The sequence below is a fragment of the Pseudomonas sp. PDM19 genome (assembly GCF_014852215.1).
GTDB lineage: Bacteria > Pseudomonadota > Gammaproteobacteria > Pseudomonadales > Pseudomonadaceae > Pseudomonas.
In genome coordinates this window covers 619,692-637,116 of record NZ_JACVBG010000004.1, presented here as the reverse complement: position 1 = coordinate 637,116, position 17,425 = coordinate 619,692, and the positions used below count along the sequence as shown (strand labels likewise).

At 66.9% G+C, this 17,425-nt stretch carries 14 protein-coding genes; 8 read left to right on the top strand and 6 right to left on the bottom strand.

Going from position 1 to position 17,425, the window contains the following annotated elements:
* Positions 1-9 precede the first annotated feature (9 nt).
* The 4 genes from speA to IB273_RS25090 form a co-directional block, all read right to left on the bottom strand.
* Positions 10-1,923, bottom strand: coding sequence for an arginine decarboxylase (speA, locus tag IB273_RS25105; protein ID WP_192225271.1), 1,914 nt, complete (start codon positions 1,921-1,923; stop codon positions 10-12).
* A gap of 289 nt (positions 1,924-2,212) precedes the next feature.
* Positions 2,213-2,584, bottom strand: a complete 372-nt coding sequence (locus tag IB273_RS25100) for a translation initiation factor Sui1 (RefSeq protein WP_015479046.1) — start codon at positions 2,582-2,584, stop codon at positions 2,213-2,215.
* A gap of 322 nt (positions 2,585-2,906) precedes the next feature.
* Positions 2,907-3,446, bottom strand: a complete 540-nt coding sequence (locus tag IB273_RS25095; protein WP_081515616.1) for an NUDIX hydrolase — start codon at positions 3,444-3,446, stop codon at positions 2,907-2,909.
* 3 nt (positions 3,447-3,449) lie between these two features.
* Positions 3,450-4,514, bottom strand: a complete 1,065-nt coding sequence (locus tag IB273_RS25090; protein WP_045216423.1) for a DUF2333 family protein — start codon at positions 4,512-4,514, stop codon at positions 3,450-3,452.
* Between the two features lie 288 nt (positions 4,515-4,802).
* Here IB273_RS25090 and IB273_RS25085 point away from each other — a divergent pair, with 288 nt between their 5' ends.
* Positions 4,803-6,413, top strand: a complete 1,611-nt coding sequence (locus IB273_RS25085) for a response regulator (RefSeq protein WP_081515615.1) — start codon at positions 4,803-4,805, stop codon at positions 6,411-6,413.
* A 134-nt stretch (positions 6,414-6,547) separates the two neighbouring features.
* Entirely contained in the window at positions 6,548-8,515 is a 1,968-nt protein-coding gene (locus tag IB273_RS25080) for a methyl-accepting chemotaxis protein (RefSeq protein ID WP_081515614.1), read from the top strand.
* 166 nt (positions 8,516-8,681) lie between these two features.
* Here IB273_RS25080 and speB read toward each other — a convergent pair whose 3' ends face one another.
* The gene (gene speB / locus IB273_RS25075) at positions 8,682-9,644 is read right to left on the bottom strand and encodes an agmatinase (protein ID WP_081515613.1); all 963 of its coding nucleotides are present in this window, start codon (positions 9,642-9,644) and stop codon (positions 8,682-8,684) included.
* A gap of 151 nt (positions 9,645-9,795) precedes the next feature.
* Complete coding sequence (locus tag IB273_RS25070; RefSeq protein WP_192225270.1) at positions 9,796-10,887, bottom strand: polyamine ABC transporter substrate-binding protein; 1,092 nt, start codon at positions 10,885-10,887, stop codon at positions 9,796-9,798.
* Between the two features lie 114 nt (positions 10,888-11,001).
* On the opposite strand from IB273_RS25070, the gene IB273_RS25065 reads away from it, so the two are divergent.
* The 6 genes from IB273_RS25065 to prmA all read left to right on the top strand — a co-directional run bounded on the left by IB273_RS25065 (position 11,002) and on the right by prmA (position 17,420).
* Entirely contained in the window at positions 11,002-11,910 is a 909-nt protein-coding gene (locus IB273_RS25065; protein WP_192225269.1) for a LysR family transcriptional regulator, read from the top strand.
* Positions 11,911-12,055: 145 nt separating this feature from the next.
* Entirely contained in the window at positions 12,056-13,909 is a 1,854-nt protein-coding gene (locus tag IB273_RS25060) for a protein-disulfide reductase DsbD (RefSeq protein WP_192225268.1), read from the top strand.
* Between the two features lie 149 nt (positions 13,910-14,058).
* Positions 14,059-14,502, top strand: a complete 444-nt coding sequence (gene aroQ, locus IB273_RS25055; protein ID WP_015479055.1) for a type II 3-dehydroquinate dehydratase — start codon at positions 14,059-14,061, stop codon at positions 14,500-14,502.
* 24 nt (positions 14,503-14,526) lie between these two features.
* Positions 14,527-14,991, top strand: a complete 465-nt coding sequence (gene accB / locus IB273_RS25050; RefSeq protein ID WP_081515610.1) for an acetyl-CoA carboxylase biotin carboxyl carrier protein — start codon at positions 14,527-14,529, stop codon at positions 14,989-14,991.
* 17 nt (positions 14,992-15,008) lie between these two features.
* Positions 15,009-16,358 carry an acetyl-CoA carboxylase biotin carboxylase subunit gene (gene accC, locus IB273_RS25045; RefSeq protein WP_045216407.1) on the top strand — a complete coding sequence of 450 codons (1,350 nt, stop codon included), beginning with the start codon at positions 15,009-15,011 and terminating at the stop codon, positions 16,356-16,358.
* A gap of 183 nt (positions 16,359-16,541) precedes the next feature.
* Positions 16,542-17,420 carry a 50S ribosomal protein L11 methyltransferase gene (gene prmA, locus IB273_RS25040; RefSeq protein ID WP_081515608.1) on the top strand — a complete coding sequence of 293 codons (879 nt, stop codon included), beginning with the start codon at positions 16,542-16,544 and terminating at the stop codon, positions 17,418-17,420.
* Positions 17,421-17,425 lie beyond the last annotated feature (5 nt).

Genomic DNA, 17,425 nt, shown 5'->3' with positions numbered 1-17,425 from the left:
GCCGCCCGATCAGGACGACAGGTACGCCGAGCGGGTCAGCCCCAGGCGCAGCGCGTCGAGGAACTGCGTACGCTCGCGCGCGGTGAGCTTGGCCCCGGCGACCTTGTCGCGGTAGTGGGTCATCAGCTCCTCGGGCGACAGGTGCACGTAGCGCAGCATGTCCTCGATGGTGTCGTGGGTCTCGATGCCGGCGTGGTAGTAGCTGCCGTCGGCGTTCTGGTAGACGTTCACCGAGTCGGTGTCGCCGAACAGGTTGTGCATGTCACCGAGGATTTCCTGGTAGGCGCCGACCAGGAAGGTGCCGATCAGGTAGTCCTCGCCTTCCTTCACGTCGTGCACCGGCATGCTGGTCTCGATGCTCTGCTCGTCGACGTACTGGGTGATCTTGCCGTCGGAGTCGCAGGTCAGGTCCTGCAGCACTGCGCGGCGGGTCGGCTCCTCGCCCAGGCGATGGATCGGCAGGATCGGCAACACCTGGCCGATGGCCCAGGTGTCGGGCAGGCTCTGGAATACCGAGAAGTTGCAGATGTACTTGTCGGCCAGCTTGTCGTTCAGCTCGTCGAGCACCTGGCGATGCGAACGCTGGTGCGCCTTGAGCTGGTTGTGCAGGCGACGGCAGATGGCGAAGTAGCACTGCTCGGCCAGGGCCTTCTGCGCCAGGCTGATCTTGCCCTCGGCGTACTGCGCGGCGGCATCGCTCATGTAGTGGGTCGCGCGCCAGTAGGTCTCGGTGACCATCTCGGCCTCGGTCGGGCCGAGCAGGTCGGCCAGCCACTGGACGATCTCCGGCTGTTCGGCGAGGTCGGTGATCTTCGGCACTTCGTCGTTGTGGCGCTCGACATCGGTGACCTGGGTGATCAGCACCGCGTGGTGCGCGGTCAGCGCGCGGCCGCTCTCGGAGAAGATGTGCGGATGCGGCAGGCCCTGCGCGTCGCAGAACTCCTTGAGCATGCCCACCACCACACCGGCGTAGTCGTCGATGTCGTAGTTGATCGAGCTGGCGTTGCGCGAGTGGGTGCCGTCGTAGTCCACGCCCAGGCCGCCGCCGACGTCCACATGGTCCACCGGCAGGCCGAGGGCGCGCAGTTCGCCGTAGTAGCGGATGGCTTCCTTGAAGCCGTGCTGGTAGTCAGCCAGGTTGGCGATCTGCGACCCCATGTGGAAGTGCAGCAGGCGCACGCCCTGGTCCAGGCCAGCGGCGCGGAAGCGGTCAACCACCGACAGCAGCTGCGCGGCGGACAGGCCGAACTTGGCCTTCTCGCCACCGGTGTCCGCCCACTTGGACGAAGCCAGCGAGGACAGGCGCACGCGCAGGCCGACCTGGGGCAGCACGCCCACGTTGGCGGCCTCCTCGATCACCAGCTGCACCTCGGATTCCTTCTCGATCACGATGAACACGTTGTGGCCGAGCTTCTGTCCCATCAGCGCCAGCTTGATGAACTCGCGGTCCTTGTAGCCGTTGCAGACGATGGTGCCGCCCTTGGGCGCCAGCGCCAGCACGGCCATCAGCTCGGGCTTGGAGCCGGCTTCCAGGCCGATGGAGACGTTCTGGGTGGCGATGATGCTTTCCACCACCGCTTCCTGCTGGTTCACCTTGATCGGGTACAGCGCGGTGTAGCGGCTGGTGTACTCCAGGCGCGCGATGTTGGCGTCGAAGGCGCCGGTGAGCTTGCGCACGCGGTCCTGGAGGATATCCGGGAAGCGCACCAGCAGCGGCAGCGACAGGCCCGCCTCGCGCAGCTGCTCGACCAGCGCATGCAGATCGATCGGCTGGGCATCGGCGCCCTGCGGGCGAACTTCCACGTTACCGGCGTCGTTGATGGCGTAGTAGCCAGCACCCCAGTGGCGAATTCCGTAGATGCTGCGGCTGTCTGCCACGGTCCAGTTGCTGCCGTCGTCTTTGCGGGTCCGTCTAGCGGCCATGCGGGGTGGTCTCCTCAGATTGCGCGAATGTGTGCAGGCGCCCGCCCGGCGTGCGGGTGAGTCGTCAAGGCCTGGTGGAGTAAACCTAGCCGGGCCTCGTGACGTTGCCGTGTTGACCGCCGGGCTTGGCGGTAAGTTTAGGAAAATCCGACGACACGCCCAGGGCGCGCCGATAAATCTCCCATCTAGGGAAAGGGCTTGCCGGCGAAGCGCTGCGCGCGCATCGCCTGGAACCCGTTCTCGACAGGGGAGAGTCGCCTGTCAGTTGAGACAGACGGCGGAGGACGGCTCAGCCGCCGGATTTCTTCGCCTTGAGGCCGCGTTTGGTCAGCTCTTCGAGCAGCAGGTCGACGTGGTCGCCCTGGATCTCGATGATGCCGTCCTTCAACGCGCCACCCGTGCCACAGCGCTTCTTCAGCGCGGTGGCCAGGTCCTTCAGCGCATCGGCCGCCAGCGGCACGCCGGTCACCGTGGTCACGGTCTTGCCACCGCGGCCCTTGGTTTCCCGACGCACGCGAGCGATGCCATCGCCGGCCGGAATCTCGGCCTGCTTGCAGATGCACGCGCCAATGGGCTGATTGCAGTCCGGGCAATGCCGGCCGGAATCAGTGGAGTAGACGAGCCCGCCGAGGGCGGACAGGGAGGATGCTTTCTTGACCACCGGGCGTTTCCCCAGGATTGGCCTCTTCGGGCCAGGTCAACGAATGGCCGGCTGGCGCCGACCGCGACGCCCCACTCAGGCAGGGGCTGCGCAATTCCCGGCGGAGGACCCTGCCGGAAAGGTCGCGCAATTTAGCAGCATTGAAGGCAAATGCTAAGAGCGAAAATGCGTCATTGATCGGCAGTTTGGCGACATGCGCGCTCTGGATGGCATCTGGAAGTCGGATCAAGCGATCGCGGACGGAGTCCGCTCCTACGCCAGGGCCAGCATCCGCGTAGGAGCGGACTCCGTCCGCGATGTCTCGAGGCCCGCTCCGGGCCCCTCAGAAACTCACCAGATACTTGCGCAGCGCCGCCAGCGAATCCGGGCAGTACGGCGTGCCCGCCTTGGCCTCGGCCAGCGCCTGGTGCGGGTCGATGAACTTCGCTTCCAGCACCTCTTCGGGCTGCAACTTCAGCGGCGCATCGGACACGGCGGAGAACACCGCGCACCACAGGCGATTGTCCGGCTGGTCGAAGAAGAAGGTGCCGTGGGCGCGCAATTCGACGCCAGCGATGCCCAGTTCCTCTTCCAGCTCGCGAGCGGCGGACTCCGCGTAGCTCTCGTCGGCCTGCACCATGCCGCCGGCGGCCGGGTCCCAGTAGCCGGGATAGACCGCCTTGCTCAGGGTGCGGCGGTGCACGCACAGCTCACCGGCAGAGTTGAACAGCAGGATGAAGGTGCCGCGGCCGATCAGCCCGCGCGCGCGCAGTTCGGCGCGCGGCAGGCTGCCCAGCAGCTGGTCGTCTTCGTCGACCCAGGCGATCTTCTCGGCGTCCGAAGCCGCCCGGTGGGCGGCTTCCTTGTCGCTGATGGCGGCCATGGATCAGCCCTGGGCCAGCAGCTGACGCAGGTCGATGATCGCGGCGTTGGCGCGGGAGATGTAGTTGGCCATCACCAGCGAGTGGTTGGCCAGCACGCCGAAGCCGCTGCCGTTGAGGACCATCGGGCTCCACAGCGGCGCCTCGGCGGCTTCCAGCTCGCGGATGATCTGGCGCACGCTGACAGTGGCGTTCTTCTTCGCCAGCACGTCGGCGAAGTCCACCTCGATGGCGCGCAGGATGTGCGACAGCGCCCAGGCCTGGCCGCGGGCTTCGTAGAACACGTTGTCGATCTGCATCCAGGGGGTTTCCTGGATCACTTCCTCGACTTCCGGCGCCTGGCCAGGGGTGACCGGCTGCATCGGCGTGATGTTGGTGTTCAGTTTGACCCGGCCGACGCTGGCCGAGAGGCGCTGGGACAGCGAGCCCAGGCGGGTGGAGACGTCACCCAGCCAGTTGTTCAGGCTGTCGGCGCGGGCATAGAACTGCGCGCCGGCCGGGTCGGCGGAGAGACGGCCCAGGTAGCGGTCCAGGGACTTGATGCCCTCGGCGTATTCCGACTCGGAGGACGGCAGCGCCCAGCTCTTGTTGTCGAAGTTGAAGCGCGGCTCGGCGCGTGCCAGATCGGCGTCCTCGGTGGACTGCGACTGGGAGCGGGCGAAGTCCTTGCGCAGCGCGCGGGACAGGTCGCGCACCTGGACCAGGGCGCCGTATTCCCAGCTGGGCATGTTGTCCAGCCAGACGCCCGGCGGGAAGATGTCGTTGGAGAGATAGCCGCCCGGCTTGTTCAGCAGCGTGGCGACCACTTCCTTGAGGGTTTCCACCGTGGTGTAGCCCACCACCATCTGCCGGCCGGCACGCTCGGCGGCGGCCTGGGCGTTCTGCTGCACGGGGAAGAGGTCCGGCTCCTGGCTCCAGTACCAGCCGATCGCGCCGCAGATCACCAGGTAGACGCCCAGCAGACCGCCGAGCACGCGGCCCAGCCAGGGGCCGCCGAAGTAGGCGCGCGCGTCGTCCACCGAGTCGTTCACGCGGTCACGCACGGAGCCGCGTTTCTTCCAGTTCCACATGGCAAGTTCCTTGATGTCCCGAATTCGAAGATAGCTTGGACCCGCAACCGGCCCCAGGGTGCCGGGATTTTAGGCCGCTGTGCGCAAGCATGCCGCACGCAGGCGGGTCGGCGCAGCCTACCCTGCGCATGGTGCTGGTTAATGCTGCGAAATACAAAGCTTCGGATGTTTGACCGAAGGCACTGTTATTGCCATCAAGGATTGGTAGCATAGGGCCATCACTGTGTATCACGGCGGAAACATTTTCGCCCCGCAGGCCGCCGGTACGGCTCTATAAAGAAGCGCGCGATGACCGAGCTCGACGATCCATCCCTCGACCGCCTCAAGCATCATTTCGCCCAGCGGGTGATCCACCAGGCCCGGCACCTGCTGGAAGTCTGGCAGCGCCTGTCGCGCTCGGAGTGGAACAGCGCCGGCACGGCCGAGCTGGCCGAAGCCTGCCTGCGCCTGCAACGCTATGCCGAACGCTTCGAACAGGCCGAGCATGCGGACCTGGCCAAGGCCATCGACCAGTGTCTGCGCGCTGTGCAGGACAACCGCGGGCGTCTTTCCAGCGAGCTGATCACCGAACTCAACCGCCTGATGCAGCGCCTGTCGCGCACCGGCCTGCGCCACGGCGACCAGTTCGAGCAGACCAACCTGCCACCGCTGCGCAAGCCGGTCTACCTCGCCCTGCAGGACCAGGAACGCGCCGAGCGACTGGCCCAGCAGCTGGAATTCTTCGGCATGGCCGCGCAGCCCTGCGAGCACGCCAATGCCTTCCGCGCCGCCATGGCCGACCGCCATCCGGCGGCCATCGTGATGGAAATCGACTTCGCCAACGGCCAGGGCCTGGCGCTGGCCGACGAGGCCCAGGCCGGTCTCAAGCAGAAGCTGCCGGTGCTGTTCTTCAGCCACGAAGAAACCGACACCCCGACCCGCCTGGCCGCTGCCCGCGCCGGTGGCCAGGACTTCTTCAGTGGCGCGCTGGACGCCTCCGGCCTGCTGGAGAAGATCGAGACGCTGACCCGCGTGGCCCATTACGAGCCGTTCCGCGTGCTGATCGTCGACGACTCCCGCGCCCAGGCCGCGCATACCGAGATGGTCCTCAACAGCGCCGGCATCGTCACCCGCGCCCTCACCGCGCCGCTGTCGGTGATGACCGAGCTGGCCGAGTTCCAGCCGGACCTGATCATCCTCGACATGTACATGCCCGAGTGCCTGGGCACCGAGCTGGCCAAGGTGATCCGCCAGCACGAGCGCTATGTGAGCGTGCCGATCATCTACCTGTCCGCCGAGGACGACCTGGACAAGCAGCTCGACGCCATGAGCGAAGGCGGCGACGACTTCCTCACCAAGCCGATCAAGCCGCGCCACCTGATCGCCACCGTGCGCAACCGCGCCGCCCGCGCGCGCAGCCTGAAGGCGCGGATGGTGCGCGACAGCCTCACGGGCCTGTACAACCACACGCATACCCTGCAGCTGCTCGACGATGCCCGCTTCCGCGCGCGCCGCGAGGAGCGCCCGCTGACCTTCGCGATGCTCGACATCGACCACTTCAAGCGGGTCAACGACACCTACGGCCACCCCATGGGCGACCGGGTGATCAAGAGCCTCGCGCTGTTCCTCAAGCAGCGCCTGCGCAAGACCGACCACATCGGCCGTTACGGCGGCGAAGAGTTTGCCGTGGTGCTGCCGGACACCGACGCCGCCTCGGCGCACAAGGTGCTGGAGGAAATCCGCCAGCGCTTCGCCGAGATCCACTACCCGGCGCAGCCCCACGACCTGTCCTGCACCTTCAGCTGCGGCATCGCCGAGCTGGGCGAAGAGATGGACATCAAGACCCTCGCCAAGCAGGCCGACGAGGCGCTGTACACCGCCAAGCACGGCGGCCGCAACCGCGTCGAGGTCTACAAGTAACTCCCGCCGCCGGTCCGGCGCGGCGCTCTGCCGCGCCATTTCCCGACCGGATGCTGGCACCGTGTCATCAGCCAGTAACGAAACTGCAATAGGTTCAGGGCTCGCCGTTTTTTCGCTGTCGGTCGAGACCTGCCATGCGCCTCAAGCTGCTCACCAACCTCAACACCTTCCTGCTCCTGCTCGTCTGCCTCGCGCTGGGCGCCACCCTGTGGTGGTCGCAACGCGCCCTGGAGCGCCCGTTCACGCTGATGGACCGCTACCTGGAGCTCTCCCAGGGCTTCGAGCGCAAGGTCGCGCAGAACATCCAGGCGTACCTCGCCAGCGGCGACGCGCTCAAGCAGAAAGCCGCCCAGCAGGGCCTGGACGAACTCGCCCAGGAGCTGCCGCAACTGCCGGACAGCCTCAGCCAACTGCTCGGCCAGAGCCTCGACGAACTGCGCCAGTTCAGCGGCAACCAGTTGCTCGCCGCCGGCAAACTGGCCGGCGACCCACAGGGCCTGCTGCTGCAGGCCGAGCGTGACCTGCTGGCCGCGCTGGACCAGCTCGGCACTTACGCCGACGCCAGCCAGAACCCTGCCGCCGCCGAGTACCGCACCCCGCTGCTGCAAGCCGGCCTGCACCTGACGCGCCTGGCCCACGCCCGCGCCAAGCTGGTGGAGAGCGGCAACCCGGCGCTGGCCGAAGACATCCAGCGCGAGCTGGAAACCCTGCGCCAGCTGGCCGAGCGCATCGACGCCCTGCCCCTTCTCGGCGTGCTGGAGCAACAGGCCTCCGCCTCCGACGACTTCGCCGCCATGATGGGCCTGGAATCCCAGCCGGCCGCCCAGGCGCAGAGCGAGGACCGTGGCGTCACCCTGAAGCGCGACCTCGCCAGCGTGCTGCGCCGCTACCCGGACGAACTGAATCGCACCCGCCAGCTGATCGCCCAGCGCCAGGAGCTGGCCAACGCCACCGCCCAGCGCCTGGGCGCCGTGCAGCAGGCGCTGGCGACCCTGGAGCCGCAGGTGCGCGAGGAGCGCTCGAAGATCCAGACCCAGGTGCGCATCATCCAGGGCGCGCTGATCGCCCTGATCCTCGCCACCGCGCTGCTCATCGACACCCTGCAACGCCGCCTGGCGCGCGTGCTTGGCCAACTGGTCCCGGCGCTCTCCACCTGGGCCCGTGGCGACTTCGCCAGGCCCATCGCCCTGGCCACCCGCACCCGCGACCTGGTGGAACTGCAGGAATCGCTGAACCGCCTGCGCGACTTCCTCGGCACCCTGGTCGGCACCATCCACCAGCGCGCCGAGGAAGTCGCCGGCAGCAGCCGCGCCCTGGCCGAGCTCAGCGGCGGCCTGCACGCCGGAGCCGAGCGCCAGGCCAGCGATACCGGGGAAATCCGCGACGCGCTGGGCAACATGGAAGCGGCGATCCAGCAGGTGGCCGGCGACGCCAGCCAGGCCGCTTCGGCCAGCCACGCGGCCGGTACGGCCGTCGAGCAGGGCCAGCAGGTGATCGGCAACAGCCTGAGCGGCATGCGCGCGCTGGTGGACGAAGTGCAGAGCAACGCCCAGGCCATCGAGAACCTCGCCGAGGAGTCGGCCACGATCGGCAACGTGCTGGGGGTGATCCGCTCCATTGCCGACCAGACCAACCTGCTGGCGCTCAACGCCGCCATCGAGGCCGCGCGGGCTGGCGAACAGGGCCGCGGGTTTGCCGTGGTCGCCGAGGAAGTGCGCTCGCTGGCCCTGCGCACCACCGGCGCCACCGAGGAAATCCAGCAGCTCACCGCCCGCCTGCAACAAGCTGCGCGGCAGTCGGTGGAGGCGATGCGCAGCCAGGTCGAGCACGCGGAAGTCACCGCCAACCAGGCCGGCGCCGCCGAGGGCGCGCTGGACGAAGTGGTCGGCGCCATCCGCACCATCGCCAGCATGGCCGAGCGCATCGCCGAAAGCTCCGCCCAGCAGAGCGGCGCAGTGAGCGAAATCCGCTCGCACAGCGAACGCATCCACGAACTGGGCAGCGAGAACCTGCGCCTGATCGGCCAGGGACGCAGCCAGGGCGAACAACTGCAGGAACTGGGCGGTGCGTTGCACACCGCCGTGCGGGCGTTCCGTGTCTGACGACGTCATACGCCCGACGCCTGGGATCAGGCATTTGTAGGATGGGTGGAGCGCAGCGATACCCATCAATCGCCGTGCGCAGGCAGCATGGGTATCGCTGCGCTCCACGCCATCCTACGTCCGGTTTTTCCTGTACGCGCAGGCGCTGGGGCAGTTCAAGGCGGAGTCAGCGCTCGCCAAGCTTGTGCCGCGCCGCGTACAGGCAAACCATCTCCATCGCCAGGGTCGCTCCGGCCAGCGCGGTGATTTCGGCGTTGTCATAGGGCGGCGCGACTTCCACCACGTCCATCCCCACCAGGTTGATGCCACGCAGCGCGCGGAGGATTTCCAGCGCCTGGTGCGAGCTCAGCCCGCCACAGACCGGCGTACCGGTGCCCGGTGCGAAAGCCGGGTCGAGGCAGTCGATGTCGAAAGTCAGGTACACCGGGTTGTCGCCCACCCGTGCGCGAATACGCTCGGCGATGGCCTGCGGCGTGTTGCGATGCACCTCGCGGGCGTCCAGCACCTGGAAGCCCATCACATCGTCGTTGGTGGTGCGCAGGCCGACCTGCACCGAGCGCGCCGGGTCGACCAGACCTTCGCGGGCGGCGTGATAGAACATGGTGCCGTGGTCGATGCGCTGGCAATCCTCGTCCGGCCAGGTGTCACTGTGGGCGTCGAAGTGGATCAGCGACAGCGGCCCGTGCTTCTTCGCGTGGGCCTTGAGCAGCGGGTAGCTGATGAAGTGGTCGCCGCCCAGGGTCAGCAGCGCGCAGCCGGCGTCGAGAATGCGCGCGGCGTGGGCTTCGATGACGTCCGGGGTTTCCTGCGGCACGCCGTGGTCGAAGGAACAATCGCCGTAGTCGATCACCGCCAGGTGGTCGAAGGGGTCGAATTCCCAGGGGAAGTGCCGGGCCCAGGCCATCTGTACCGAGGCGGCGCGGATCGCCCGCGGTCCGAAGCGGCTGCCGGGGCGGTTGGTGGTGGCGGTGTCGAAGGGCACGCCGCTGACCACCAGGTCGACGCCGCGCAGGTCACGGCTGTAGCGGCGGCGCATGAAGCTGGTGATGCCGGCGTAGGTGGACTCGGCGGCGGTGCCGTAAAGGCTGTCGCGGGTGATGGCCTGGTCGTTGTCTTGGGCGAGATCCATGGCTTCCTCATTTTTTAGTTATCGGTTGGTCACGGTGATTCAGGGAACGTCCGCTACGTAGGGCGCATAACCTGGAACAGGTTATGCGCCGGCTCTGGCGCGACTCGGCGGATAACGCTGGCGCGTTATGCGCCCTACAAAAAACGGCTCCTCAGCTACGGGTACGGAACGCCGACCACAGCCGGGTGCGCTCGCGCTGCTGCTTCAAGGTCAGCAACTGCTCGCCGAACAGCTTCTGACGCATGGCCGGCGCCGGGTAGATGTCCGGGTCGCCAGCGACATCGGCATTCAGCAGCGGCGTGGCCTTCAGGTTGGCGTTGGCGAAATAGAGCGTGTTGGTCAGCTCGGCGATGGAATCCGGGCGCAGCATGAAGTCGATGAAGGCGCGGGCTTCCTGCGGGTGTGGCGCGTCCACTGGGATGGCCATGGTGTCGAACCAGATCAGCGTGCCCTCCTTCGGAATCCGGTAGATCACCTCGAACGGCTTGCTCGCCTGCTTCGCCTGTGCAGCGCCCATCAGCGCGTCGCCGGTGTAGGTCAGGGCGACGCACAGCGTGCCGTTGGCCAGGTCGTTGATGTGCTTGCCGCTGGCGATGTAGCGCACGCTGGGCTGCAGCTTCTCCAGCAACTGACGGACTTCGGCCAGGTCGGCCGCGTCGGTGCTGTAGGGCGACTTGCCCAGGTAATTCAGCGCGACGCTGATGACTTCCTGCGGCGAGTCGATCAACGAGATGCCGCAGTCGGCCAGGCGGCTGGCGTACTCGGGATTGAACAGCAGGTCGAGGCTGTCCAGCGGTGCGTCGGGGATGCGCTTGAGCACCTCGTCCTTGTTGATCGCCAGGCCCACGGTGCCCCAGGTGTAGGGCACGCCGAAGCGGTTGCCGGGGTCGATGGCGGCCAGCTTGGCGAGCAGGTCCGGGTCGAGGTTGGCGAAGTTCTTCAATTGCGCGTCGTTCACCGGCTGCACGGCCTTGGCCTGGATGGCGCGGGCCAGCCCGCTGCTGGCGGGGAACACAACGTCGTAGCCGCTGCGGCCGGTCATCAGCTTGCTGTCGAGCACCTCGGCGCTGTCGAAGGTGTCGTATTTGACGCGGATGCCGGTTTCCTTCTGGAAGCGTTGCAGGGCATCGGCGCCGACGTAATCCGCCCAGTTGTAGAGGTTGAGCACCCGCTCCTGCGCCTGCAGGGGCATGGCCAGGGCCACGGCCAGCGCCGTGAGAGAAGCCCGGAAGAACGCACGCATGATCATCGCCTCAGGTTGTTGTGGCTATGCGGTGAGCATGGGGCGGGCTTTACTTTGTAAAAATACAAAGTTAATTACTTTGGCATTTCACCATGACAATGTTTGGAGACGACCATGCTCAGCCAATTGCGCGACCTCGACCTGCAACTGCTGCGGCTGTTCGTCACCGTGGTGGAGTGCGGCGGCTTCAGCGCCGCTCAAGGCGAGCTGGGGCTGAGCCAGCCGAGCATCAGCATCCAGATGGCCAAGCTGGAGACGCGCCTGGGCTACCGCCTGTGCGAGCGCGGCAAGGGCGGCTTTCGCCTGACGCCCAAGGGCGAGCACCTGCTGCAATCGACGCGGCGCCTGTTCCTCGCCATCGAGGGCTTCCGCGACGAGGCCCGCGGTGTCGCCGACAAGCTGCTCGGCGAGGTACGCATCGGGCTTTCCGAAGGGCTGGACGTGGAAGTACTGGCGCAGCTGTCCGGGGCCATCCGGCGCTTCCGCCAGCGCAATGAAGCCGTCAGCCTGGAACTGATCACCGCCACGCCCGCCGAGCTGGAGCGCCTGCTACTGCAGGACCGCCTGCACCTGGCAGTCGGCTATTTCGCCGGGACCCAGGCGGCGCTGGAACATGTCGAGCTGTTCAGCGAACCCCAGGGCCTCTACTGCGGCGCCGGGCACCCGGCCTTCAGCAAGAAGAAACCGACCCGCGACTCCCTCGCCGACGCCGACCAGGTCCTGCACCCCTACCGCTTCATCGCCGCCGACGAGCCGCTGCAAACCAGCCGCAGCAGCGCGCGCTGCGAGCAGGTGGACGGCAGCCTGGCCTTCATCCTCTCCGGCGCGCACATCGGCTACCTACCCAGACATGTCGCCCAGCCGTGGATCGAGCGTGGCCAGCTGCGCGAACTGCTGCCCGGCGAACTGGGCTTCGACGTGGCCTTCAGCCTGACCCGCCACCGCGGCCGCCACCCCGGTGACGCCGAGCAGGCCTTCGTCAGCGATCTGTTGACAGCCTTCGGCCAGCACGCGGCCGATTGACGCAACGGCGTCACGGGAACCGGGACTCGTAGGCGCAGTCCCACAGCGTCTATCACTTCTTGTGACAGCTGATCCGGCAACGCCTCGGGCCGCGCCGGAAGCTTTCCGCTATCATGCCCGCCACCCTGTAGTCCGCGAGATCTCCATGCGCCGCCTGCTCACCCTGCTTCTGCTCCTGGTCGCCCTGCCTGCTTCCGCCGGCCTGTTCGACAAACCCGCCGACAAGGGCGGCTTCGCCGTCGGGCAACCGGCCAAGGGCGACTTCCTGCCGGTGGCCGAAGCCTTCCGCGTCAGCGTCGAGGACAGCGACAGCCAGCAGGTGAAGCTGCGCTTCATCAACGCCGATGGCTACTACCTCTATCAGCACCGTTTCAGCTTCAAGGTCGAGCCCACCGACAGCGGCGTGAGCGTCGGCGAAGTGAAGCTGCCGCCAGGCAAGCAGCACCACGACGACTACTTCGGCGACACGGTGGTCTACTACGCCATCACCGATATCGACGTACCGCTGGTGAACCCCCAGCACAAGCCCTTCACCCTGGTCGTCAGCTACCAGGGCTGCGCCGACAAGGGCCTGTGCTATGCGCCGGAAACCACCCGCCTGCAGATCGCCGACGGCCAGGCCGCCAGCGTGGTGACCGGCCCCGCGCCTTCCGCCGCTGCCAAGTCCTCCGCCACTTCAGCCAACCCGCTGGCCAGCCTGCTGGGCGACCACGAACCGGGCAAGATCAAGAAACTCGGCCGCGCGCTGGCGATCTTCTTCCTGCTGGGCCTGGCGCTGACCTTTACCCCCTGCGTACTGCCGATGCTGCCGATCCTCTCCGGCGTCGTGCTGCGTGGTCGTCCGGGCGGCATGCGCGGCCTGGCGCTGTCGCTCGCCTATGTGCTGCCGATGGCCGCCTGCTATGCGGTGCTCGGCACCCTGATGGGCCTGTTCGGCGCCAAGCTCAACCTGCAGGCAATGCTGCAGTCGCCCTGGGTGCTGATCCCCTTCGCGGCGTTCTTCGTGGTCTTCGCCATCGCCATGTTCGGTGCCTTCGAGCTGCGCCTGCCGGGCTTCGTGCGCGAGCGTCTGGACAAGATGGCCAACAACACCCGCGGCGGTTCGATCGCCGGCGCGGCGACCCTGGGAGTGCTCTCCAGCCTGCTGGTATCGCCCTGCGTCACCGCCCCGTTGGCCGGCCTGCTGCTGTACATCAGCAGCACCGGCGATGCGGTGGGCGGCGGCCTGCTGCTGTTCTCCCTGGGCCTGGGCATGGGCACGCCGCTGGTGATCTTCGCCGTCGGCGGCGGCGCGCTGCTGCCCAAGAGCGGCGCCTGGATGAACGGCGTGCGCAACGTCTTCGGCGTGATGCTGCTGGCCGTGGCCATCTGGATGCTCGACCGCATCGTCTCCGGCCCGGTCTCACTGACCCTCTGGGGCACCCTGGCCGGCGGCATCGCCCTGGCCATCGGCACCCTCGAACTGGGGCCGAAGAAGCCCCTGCAGCGCCTCGGTCAATTGCTCGGCCTGATGCTGCTGGTTTACGCCGTGGCCGCCTGGACCGGCGCCCTGCGCGGCGAATCCGACCCGCTGCACCCGCTGGGCCGCAGCGGCCCCGGCCTGCATGCGGGCCCGCCCACGTCCACCCCCGGCGACTGGCAGAACATCACCACTCCGGCGCAGCTCAACGCGGCGCTGGCCAGCGCCCAGGCCGCCGGCCGGCCGGTGCTGCTGGACTGGTACGCCGACTGGTGCATCAGCTGCAAGATCATCGAGCGCCAGGTACTGCCGGCGCCGGAAGTGCAGTCGCAACTGCCCGGCTTCGTCCTGCTGCGCTTCGACATGACCGCCAGCACCGAGGAGCAGCGCGCCCTGCTCGACCGCTACAACCTGTTCGGCCCGCCCGCGCTGCTGTTCTTTTCGGCAAAAGGCGACGAATGGAGCGACCTGCGCATCATCGGCGAGACCGACGCCGCCACCCTCGCCGACCGCCTGAAACAGGCTGGAACGCGCTCCTGATCACAGTTTGATTGCAATGGTTTTGCCGTAATCGGCTGGCAACATGCTGACATCTACGGCAAAACCCGCATGACTGGACAGTCACGCCGGCTTTCCGGCATAGTCCCGCCCTATCTTTTCCCGCCAAGAACAAGGACTACCGCATCCAGATGGCGACCTTACTGGTACTGCACGGGCCCAACCTCAATCTGCTGGGCACCCGCGAGCCCGACAAGTACGGCTCCGTCACCCTCGAGCAGATCAACCAGGACCTGGAGCGCCGCGCCCGCGAGGCCGGCCACCACCTGATGCACCTGCAGAGCAATGCCGAGTACGAACTGATCGACCGGATTCACGCCGCGCGCAACGAAGGCGTGGACTTCATCCTCATCAATCCGGCCGCTTTCACGCATACAAGTGTCGCTCTACGTGACGCATTGCTCGCAGTGAGCATCCCATTCATCGAAGTGCACCTCTCCAACGTGCACAAACGTGAACCTTTCCGGCATCACTCCTACTTTTCCGACGTGGCGGTAGGGGTGATCTGCGGTCTGGGAGCCACAGGCTACCGCCTGGCCCTGGAATCCGCCCTCGAACAACTTGAACGCCCGTGACCTCACCTGGGAGAGCGAACACTGATGGACATCCGTAAAGTCAAGAAACTGATCGAACTGCTCGAAGAATCCGGTATCGACGAACTGGAGATCAAAGAGGGCGAAGAGTCCGTACGCATCAGCCGTCACAGCAAGACCGCCGCCCAGCCGATCTACGCTGCCGCCCCGGCCTACGCTCCGGCCCCGGCCGCAGCTCCCGTCGCCGCTGCCGCTGCTGCCCCGGCCGCTGAAGCCGCCCCGGCTGCCCAGAACCTCGCCGGCGCCGTGCGCTCGCCGATGGTCGGCACCTTCTACCGCGCAGCCTCGCCGACTTCCGCCAACTTCGTCGAAGTCGGCCAGAGCGTGAAGAAAGGCGACATCCTCTGCATCGTCGAAGCCATGAAGATGATGAACCACATCGAGGCCGAGACCAGCGGCGTGATCGGTCAGATCCTCGTGGAGAACGGCCAGCCGGTCGAATTCGACCAGCCCCTGTTCACCATCGTTTAAACCGCGGGGAACCTGCGATGTTGGAAAAAGTACTGATCGCCAACCGCGGCGAAATCGCGCTGCGCATCTTGCGCGCGTGCAAGGAGCTGGGCATCAAGACGGTGGCCGTGCACTCGACCGCCGACCGCGAGCTGATGCACCTGTCGCTGGCCGACGAAGCGGTCTGCATCGGTCCGGCCCCGGCCGCGCAGTCCTACCTGCACATCCCGGCGATCATCGCCGCGGCCGAGGTTACCGGCGCCGTGGGCATCCACCCCGGCTACGGCTTCCTCGCCGAGAACGCCGACTTTGCCGAGCAGGTCGAGCGTTCGGGCTTCACCTTCATCGGCCCGAGCGCCGACGTCATCCGCCTGATGGGTGACAAGGTGTCCGCCAAGGACGCCATGAAGAAAGCCGGCGTGCCGACCGTACCGGGCTCCGACGGCCCGCTGCCCGAGGACGAAGAAACCGCGCTGGCCATCGCCCGCGAGGTGGGCTACCCGGTGATCATCAAGGCCGCCGGTGGCGGTGGTGGTCGCGGCATGCGCGTCGTGCACAAGGAAGAAGACCTGATCAAGTCCGCCAAGCTGACCCGCACCGAAGCGGGCGCGGCCTTCGGCAACTCGATGGTCTACCTGGAGAAGTTCCTGACCAACCCGCGTCACGTGGAAGTCCAGGTCCTCTCCGACGGCCAGGGCAACGCCATCCACCTGGGCGACCGCGACTGCTCCCTGCAGCGTCGTCACCAGAAGGTGCTGGAAGAAGCCCCAGCCCCGGGCATCGACGAGAAGGCCCGCGCCGAAGTACTGGCCCGCTGCGTCCAGGCCTGCGTGGAAATCGGCTACCGTGGCGCCGGCACCTTCGAGTTCCTCTACGAGAACGGCCGCTTCTACTTCATCGAGATGAACACCCGCGTGCAGGTGGAGCATCCGGTGTCGGAGATGGTCACCGGTATCGACATCGTCAAGGAAATGCTCAGCATCGCCTCGGGCAACAAGCTGTCGATCAAGCAGGAAGACGTGGTCATCCGTGGCCATGCGCTGGAATGCCGGATCAACGCCGAAGACCCGAAGACCTTCATGCCGAGTCCCGGCAAGGTGAAGCACTTCCACGCACCAGGCGGCAACGGCGTGCGTGTGGATTCGCACCTGTACAGCGGCTACGCCGTACCGCCGAACTACGACTCGCTGGTGGGCAAGATCATCACCTACGGCAAGGACCGCGATGAAGCCATGGCGCGCATGCGTAATGCGCTGGACGAGCTGATCGTCGATGGCATCAAGACCAACACCGAGCTGCACAAGGAGCTGGTCCGCGATAAAGAGTTCTGCAAGGGTGGCGTGAACATCCACTACCTGGAGAAGAAGCTGGGCATGGACAAGCACTAAGCCTGCCCTGCTCCGCCTCGCTCCACCACAAGGGCTGCCTCCGGGCGGCCCTTGTGCTTTGCGGCCCCTGCACGCTGGCATGGCAGGGTGCCGTGCAGTAAGCTTGCCGCCTTTATCTGCGGGCCGCCCAGGCGGTCCGTTGTCTTTTCCAGCTCCATCCCGGCACGATCGAGGTACCGCCCCATGCCCTGGCTTCAAGTCCGACTCGCCATCACCCCGGATCAGGCGGAAACCTATGAAGATGCGCTGCTGGAAGTCGGCGCCGTCTCCGTGACCTTCATGGACGCCGAAGACCAGCCGATCTTCGAGCCGGACCTGGGCACCACCCCGCTGTGGAGCCACACCCACCTGCTCGCACTGTTCGAGGCCGACACCGACGAAACTTCGCTGATCGCCCACCTGACCCTGCTTACCGGCGGCGAACTGCCAGAGCACCAGATCGAGCGCATCGAGGACCAGGACTGGGAACGCAGCTGGATGGACAACTTCAAGCCGATGCGCTTCGGCCGCCGCCTGTGGATCGTCCCCAGCTGGCACGAGGCTCCGGAGCCGGAAGCGGTGAACCTGCTGCTCGACCCGGGCCTGGCCTTCGGCACCGGCACCCACCCGACTACCGCGCTGTGCCTGGAATGGCTCGACGGCCAGGAGCTGGCCGGCCAGCAGGTGCTGGATTTCGGCTGCGGCTCGGGCATCCTCGCCATCGCCGCGCTGCTGCTGGGTGCTGAGCAGGCGGTCGGCACCGACATCGACCCGCAGGCGCTGGAAGCCTCCCGCGACAACGCCTCGCGCAACGGCATCGACCCGGCGAAATTCCCCGTCTACCTGCCCGCTGATCTGCCCAAAGCGCAGGCGGACGTGCTGGTGGCGAACATTCTGGCCGGTCCGCTGGTCACATTGGCAGAGCAGCTCACCGGGCTGGTGAAGTCCGGTGGCCTGCTGGCCCTTTCGGGCATCCTCGCCGAGCAGGCCGAGGAAGTACGCGCCGCCTACGCCGACGCCTTCGACCTCGACCCGACCGCCGAACGCGATGGCTGGATCCGCATCAGCGGCCGCCGCCGCTGAGTGCC

Excerpts from the sequence above, each read along its gene's own strand:
- IB273_RS25070 (WP_192225270.1), bottom strand. The coding sequence starts at position 10,887 with ATGCGTGCGTTCTTCCGGGCTTCTCTCACGGCGCTGGCCGTGGCCCTG.
- IB273_RS25060 (WP_192225268.1), top strand. The coding sequence starts at position 12,056 with ATGCGCCGCCTGCTCACCCTGCTTCTGCTCCTGGTCGCCCTGCCTGCT.
- IB273_RS25090 (WP_045216423.1), bottom strand. The coding sequence starts at position 4,514 with ATGTGGAACTGGAAGAAACGCGGCTCCGTGCGTGACCGCGTGAACGAC.
- IB273_RS25095 (WP_081515616.1), bottom strand. The coding sequence starts at position 3,446 with ATGGCCGCCATCAGCGACAAGGAAGCCGCCCACCGGGCGGCTTCGGAC.
- accC (WP_045216407.1), top strand. The coding sequence starts at position 15,009 with ATGTTGGAAAAAGTACTGATCGCCAACCGCGGCGAAATCGCGCTGCGC.
- IB273_RS25085 (WP_081515615.1), top strand. The coding sequence starts at position 4,803 with ATGACCGAGCTCGACGATCCATCCCTCGACCGCCTCAAGCATCATTTC.
- aroQ (WP_015479055.1), top strand. The coding sequence starts at position 14,059 with ATGGCGACCTTACTGGTACTGCACGGGCCCAACCTCAATCTGCTGGGC.
- accB (WP_081515610.1), top strand. The coding sequence starts at position 14,527 with ATGGACATCCGTAAAGTCAAGAAACTGATCGAACTGCTCGAAGAATCC.
- IB273_RS25080 (WP_081515614.1), top strand. The coding sequence starts at position 6,548 with ATGCGCCTCAAGCTGCTCACCAACCTCAACACCTTCCTGCTCCTGCTC.
- IB273_RS25065 (WP_192225269.1), top strand. The coding sequence starts at position 11,002 with ATGCTCAGCCAATTGCGCGACCTCGACCTGCAACTGCTGCGGCTGTTC.
- speB (WP_081515613.1), bottom strand. The coding sequence starts at position 9,644 with ATGGATCTCGCCCAAGACAACGACCAGGCCATCACCCGCGACAGCCTT.
- speA (WP_192225271.1), bottom strand. The coding sequence starts at position 1,923 with ATGGCCGCTAGACGGACCCGCAAAGACGACGGCAGCAACTGGACCGTG.
- prmA (WP_081515608.1), top strand. The coding sequence starts at position 16,542 with ATGCCCTGGCTTCAAGTCCGACTCGCCATCACCCCGGATCAGGCGGAA.